A 5916-nucleotide genomic window follows, 5' to 3' on the forward strand; every position below is an offset into this window, starting at 1 on the left:
TGGTGTGATCTGCCGATCTGGCTGATCGCGACGTGAGTGACGACCGGCCGCCCGGGCGGCAGCCCGGGCGGCCGGTCATGCTGCTGCGACGACGAGTTCTCAGCTGGGTACCGAGCGCCGGCGTTCATCGGATGGACGATGCCGACAAGTGGTCTTGTCCCACAGGTCGGCCATGATCCGGCGGACGACCACTCTACGGTAGCGTCTTCAAGAAGGCGACCAGGCTACGGGCCTGAACGTTGACGTAATGGCTGTGCCTCAGCAGTTCGGCGAGCTGGCCCGCGGCGACCCAGGTGTAGTCGGCAGGCAGTAGCTCGGGGAGCGTCTCGTCCGCCTCGACTATCATGTACTGGCTCGCCGCGTTCCGGAACCGGCCACCTTCTTCCGAATGGAAAGCGGCGTAGCGAATCCGCTCCGGGCCGGCTGCCATGACGTAGTCCAACAGAAACGGTGCGTCGCCCGGAGCGTAGTTGGCGGGAACGCATTGCACGGTCGGGCCGAGCTCGATGGCGCCGAGGAAGCCAGCCTCCATCGTCGCGCGGACCAGGACGTGCAGGACGCCGCGGAACTCCGTGACGACGAAAGCCACGATCCCGTGACCGTGCTGCTCGATCAGCGGTTGGTGCCAGCTCGACACCTCGCGGGTACCCGCGCGAACCGACACCCCGACGACACTGAAGAACCTGCCGTCACCTCGCGTGATTTCCCAGTCGGTGCGGTTCCACTCGGGGAGGTTGGTCAGGCGCACCCGTTGTGCGTCGAGTTCGCTGTCGACCTGCCGTTCGGTGAGCCACCTCAGCAACGCGTGCGTGCTTCGGTGCGCGCCGGGCAGGGTGGCGTCACGCGACCACGCGGGCACCGAACTCGCCGGCAGGCAGGACAGCACCGTCCGCGAGTCCATGTTGACGACGTAGTCGCGAGCCAGAAGTTCGTTGATCTGGCCGAGAGTCAGCCAGCAGAAGTCTTGTCCGACCTCGACGTGCTCAGCTACCTCGACAACCATGTTGCGATTGCGCTTACGGTAGAACCACGAACCGTGCTCGGACTGAAGCACGTCGACGATCACCTTGCCGCGTCGCGGGCCGATGAAGTGGTGCAGGTAGGCCACCTCGTTGCCGCCGTGCGCCCTGCGGTAGTTGCTCTTCGTGGCCTGCACCGTCGGCGACAGTTGCACGAGGTTGACGTTCCCCGGTTCCATTTTCGCCTGCATGAGGAAGTGCAGGACGCCGCCGAACCTCTTGGCGACGATGCCGAGGATGCCGATCTCCGGCTGGTTGATGATCGGCTGATGCCACTCCGGCACCGCTCCGTCCGTCGCCCGCACCCGCAACCCTTCGACCGTGAAGAACTGGCCGCTGCGGTGGGTCAGATTTCCACTGTCGTCGGCGAACGACCAGTGGTCGAGTTCGTCGAGCGGGACACGCGAGACCTCGAAATCGTGGGCCACGCAACGTTCTGCCAGCCAGTCGTCGAACTCGGCAGTGGACACGTGGAATCCACGCGTCGTGGCCGCCGACACGGCGAGGTCCGCGACGAGGTCGGCCTCCGATCGCTCCTGCTCCAGTGGGCTCGCCATCACCGCTCCCGACCGTCGGTGCGCGCCCGCACGCCGACGAGTTGCATCGACACGAAAACGTCGCCGGCTGCGGCAAGTTCGTCCGCACCCGACGTCGGCTGGAGGATAGTGATCACGCTGTGCGCCTCCCTGGGCACGGAGCCAGTCGATCCGGTGCCCAGAGTGTGCGCTCGGGCGGTTGGCAAAGTCGTCTTCCCGAATGCGTCGCGTGTTCTTGCGGTTTACCTGAATTCCACGCCTCGGTGGACCGGACTGCTTCACCCTTGCTCTCGTTGTTCGCCGTGCTGTCGCGAATCGTCCCGGCGTGTCTAACCTTGAATCGTGGAAGAGACTGGCGAGTATCACGCCTACCTGGCACTCGACGTACTACTGTCGATCCAGCGTACGCGGACGGGCGAGCACGACGAGCTGCTCTTTCTCGTGACGCACCAGGTCCACGAACTTTGGTTCAAACTGATCCTCCACGAGCTCGCCAGGTTCCAGGACCACCTGGCCGACGGCGCCGACGGCGCCGCCCTGCGCACGCTGCAGCGCACCGCGGTGCTGGTTCGTGCCGTGGTCGCCAACGCCGACGTGATGGCGACGTTGACGCCGCGCCAGTTCAACGGCTTCCGGCACGCACTCGGCGGCGGGAGCGGGGCGCAGTCCACCCAGTTCAGGCGTATCGAGGCCGTGCTCGGCAGGCGAGATCCGCAGATGTTCGAGTACTACCGGGTCGGTGCTGGTGAGCGCGCCGAGCTCGAGCGGGTTCTCCGTCGACCGACCGTCTTCGACTCGTTCGCCCGTTTCCTCGACGACCGCGGGTATCCCATGCCGGACTCCGTGCTGGACCGCGACGTGTCCAAGCCATCTGCTCCGTCCGAGGACGTGCAGCAGGCCCTCCGGAAGGCCTACCTCGAAGACGGCGTGATAGCGCAGATCTGCGACGCGCTCATGGAGGTCGACCAGTGCTTCCAGCAGTGGCGCTACCAGCACGTGAAGTTCGTCGCGGCGATTATCGGCGACAAGACCGGCACCGGCGGATCGTCGGGAGTCTCGTACCTGCGTTCGACCTTGTTCCACCAGATGTTCCCCGACCTGTGGGCGATGCGCAGCAAGCTGTGACCGGCCGGCGATCCGTTCGCAATGGAGGAGACGCGACCGGGAGTGACACCGGAAAAGATGCCTGAATAGACGTGCACTTCAATTCTGCCCAGGCCGAGGCCACCGAGGAGGCCATGGTGACGACGCTGCAGCCCCCCACCCGAGACGAACTCGTCGACCGAGCGACGAAGCTCGTCCCGCTGCTCCGCGATCACGCCCAGTGGACCGACGAGAACCGGCGCCTGCACGAGGAGACGATCGAGGCCCTCGCGGGCGCGGGTGTCTTCAAGATGCGGATCCCGGCCCGCTACGGCGGTTACGAGTGCGACACCCGCACCGTGGTCGACGTCGCGGCCGAACTCGGCCGCGGTGACGGCGCCGTCGGCTGGATCGCGTCGGTGTGGTGGATCCCCGGGTGGATGGTGGGCCTGTTCCCCGACGCCGTCCAGGACGAGGTCTACGCCACCGAGAACGCCCGGGTCTGCGGGACGCTCAGCCCCACCGCCATGGCCGCGAAGGCGCCGGGCGGGTATGTCGTGAATGGACAGTGGGGCTTCATCAGCGGCGCGCTGCACAGCCACTGGCAGGTCGCGATCGCGGTCACCCCGAACGACAGCGGCGAGATGGAGCCGATCGTCGCCCTGATCCCGATGGCGGACCTGGGAATCGTGGACGACTGGAACACCACCGGCCTGCGCGGCTCCGGCAGTGTCACCACGGTCGCCGAAGACGTGTTCGTCCCCGCGGAGCGCACGCTGCCGCTGATGGCGCTGCTGACCAACCAGTCCGCCTCGGTCCTCAACGCGGACATCGACATGTACCGCGCCCCGCTCGCCGCGCTGGCCTCCGCGTGTTCGGTCGGCAACGTGGTCGGCATGGCCCGGGCGGCGTGGGACTGCTTCACCGACCGGATGCCCGGCCGCAAGATCACCTACACCGACTACACCGACCAGCGCGAAGCCACGATGACGCACCTGCAGGTGGCGGAGGCCAGGGTCGCGATCGACGAGGCCGCCTTCCACGCCTACCGGGTCGCCGACCTCGTCGACGCGAAGGTCGCCGACCACAGCGAGTGGTCCACCGAGGACCGGGCCCTGGCCCGGATCGCCATGGGCGCCACCTGCAAGCGCGCGCTGGAGGCGGTCGACACGCTCTACGTCGGCAGCGGCGGCTCGGCGATCTTCTCCAGCGTGCCCATCCAGCGCACCTGGCGCGACCTGCACGCGCTCACCCAGCACGCCCTGAACACGCCGCACATCCTCTACGAGATCTACGGCCGGGTGCTGTGCGGCCTCGCCCCGAACACGCAGTTCTTCTGATCAGCCAAGGAGCGATATGTACGACTACATCATCGTCGGTGCGGGATCGGCAGGCTGTGTCCTGGCGGCGCGGCTGACGGAGGACCCGGACATCCGGGTCTGCCTGGTCGAGGCGGGCCCGACGGACAGCCATCCGAACATCCAGGTGCCCGCCGCGTTCGCCAAGCTGTTCCGGACCCAGGTGGACTGGGACTACGACACGCACGACGAGGCCCAGCTGAACCGCAGGCGGGTGTTCCTGCCCCGTGGCCGGGTGCTCGGCGGGACCAGCTCGATGAACGCGATGGCCTACGCGCGGGGCAACCCGTACGACTACGACTCGTGGAACCAGCCGGGCTGGGCCTACGCGGACCTGCTGCCGTACTTCAAGCGGTCCGAGGACAACGAGCGTGGCGCGTCGGCCTACCACGGCGCGGGCGGGCCGCTGTCGGTGTCGGAGAACCGGTCCAAGAACCCCAGCACGGCGGCGTTCATCGCGGCGGCGACGGAGGCCGGGTTCGCGGCCAACGACGACTTCAACGGCCCGGAACAGGACGGTTTCGGCTTCTACCAGGTCACCCAGCGCAACGGACGTCGCTGCAGCACGGCGGCGGCGTTCCTGCACCCGGTGATCGACCGGCCCAACCTCACCGTCGAGACCAACCTCCAGGTGCACCGGGTGCTCATCGAGGACGGCCGGGCGACCGGCGTCGTCGGGTACCGGCTGGAGGACGAGATCGTCCTGCGGGCCGAACGCGAGGTGCTGCTCTCCGGCGGCGTGTACAACTCCCCGCAGCTGCTCATGCTTTCCGGTGTCGGCCCCGCCGACACGCTGCGGAAACTCGGCATTCCGGTGGTCGCCGACAACGAGGAGGTCGGCGCGAACCTGCAGGACCACGCGCTGGTGCCGCTCATCCTCACGCATTCCCAGCCGATCAGCCTGCTGGCCGCCGGCGAGCCCGCCAACGTCGAGCTGTACCAGCGCGAGGGCCGCGGGCCGCTCGCGTCCAACGGGCCCGAGGCGGGTGGCTTCGTGCGCACCGACAGCGCCTTGCCCGCGCCCGACGTGCAGTTCTTCGCGGCGCCGGGCATGCTGGCCGACAGCGGCCTCGGGCCGCCGACCGCGCACGCGATCTCGTTCGGTCCCGCGGTCGCCACCCCGCAAAGCCGCGGCCGGGTGCACCTGGCGTCCGCCGATCCCACGGCCAAGCCCCGGATCGTGCACGGCTACTACTCCGATCCGGCGGACATGGAACGCACCCTGGTCGCGCTGCGCATGGCGATGGACATCGGCCGGCAGCCCGCGATGCGGCTCTACAACGAGGGCGTGTTCCGCTACCCGGACTCGGAGTCGGACGCGGACCTGGAGTCTTACGCCCGGAAGTACACCCAGTCGATCTTCCACCCGACCAGCACGTGTGCCATGGGCACGGTGGTCGACGGGGACCTGCGGGTCCGGGGCATCGACGGGCTGCGGGTGGTCGACGTGTCCGTCATGCCGGAGGTCGGCCGCGGGATCCCCAACGCGACGGCGATCGTCCTCGCGGAGAAGGCGGCCGACCTGATCCGCGGCATCCCCGCCCCGGAAGCGGCGGAGTTGCCGGAGGCGAGGGCGCTGGCCGCCGCCGACCGGGGTCGCTGACCGGGCGCCAAGCCACTCCGGGCTCGGCCGAACGGGCCGCCGGAAACGGGGTGGTCACCGGCCGGCGCGGTCCGCGCCAGGATCCCCGCCGCACCCACCTGGAGCCTGCTCCAGGTGGGTGCGGCATTGGCACGCTGGTGCGACGACTGGCCGGCGAGTTCGAGCACGTCGAGGGGTTCGGTAGGTGGCGTGGTCGTCGTGGTGCGGTCGCCGCACCGGGTGTTGGCCGTGACTGTGTTTGCTGACGTCAGATGCTCGTGAATCTCGACGTCACTCCGGGGCTCAGAGCATGATCAATGTCGGTGAATTCTGACGTC

4 protein-coding genes are annotated in these 5916 nt (G+C 68.2%); 3 read left to right on the forward strand and 1 reads right to left on the reverse strand.

What is annotated here, in order from left to right:
• Window positions 1–193: 193 nt before the first annotated feature.
• A complete protein-coding gene (locus tag ACWEVN_RS45940; RefSeq protein ID WP_452055468.1) occupies window positions 194–1576 on the reverse strand; it encodes an NDP-hexose 2,3-dehydratase family protein in 1383 nt (460 codons plus the stop codon).
• A 321-nt stretch (window positions 1577–1897) separates the two neighbouring features.
• Between ACWEVN_RS45940 and ACWEVN_RS45945 the strand changes: the two genes are divergently transcribed.
• The 3 genes from ACWEVN_RS45945 (at window position 1898) to ACWEVN_RS45955 (ending at window position 5599) form a co-directional block, all read left to right on the forward strand.
• Window positions 1898–2680: a tryptophan 2,3-dioxygenase gene (locus ACWEVN_RS45945; RefSeq protein WP_449684743.1), complete on the forward strand. Its 783-nt coding sequence runs from the start codon at window positions 1898–1900 to the stop codon at window positions 2678–2680.
• Window positions 2681–2793: 113 nt separating this feature from the next.
• Window positions 2794–3978 (forward strand): acyl-CoA dehydrogenase family protein, encoded by a 1185-nt coding sequence (locus ACWEVN_RS45950; protein ID WP_449684795.1) that lies wholly within the window; start codon window positions 2794–2796, stop codon window positions 3976–3978.
• Window positions 3979–3994: 16 nt separating this feature from the next.
• Complete coding sequence (locus ACWEVN_RS45955; protein WP_449684744.1) at window positions 3995–5599, forward strand: GMC family oxidoreductase; 1605 nt, start codon at window positions 3995–3997, stop codon at window positions 5597–5599.
• Window positions 5600–5916: the final 317 nt, after the last annotated feature.

Source organism: Amycolatopsis sp. NPDC003861 (assembly GCF_053605405.1).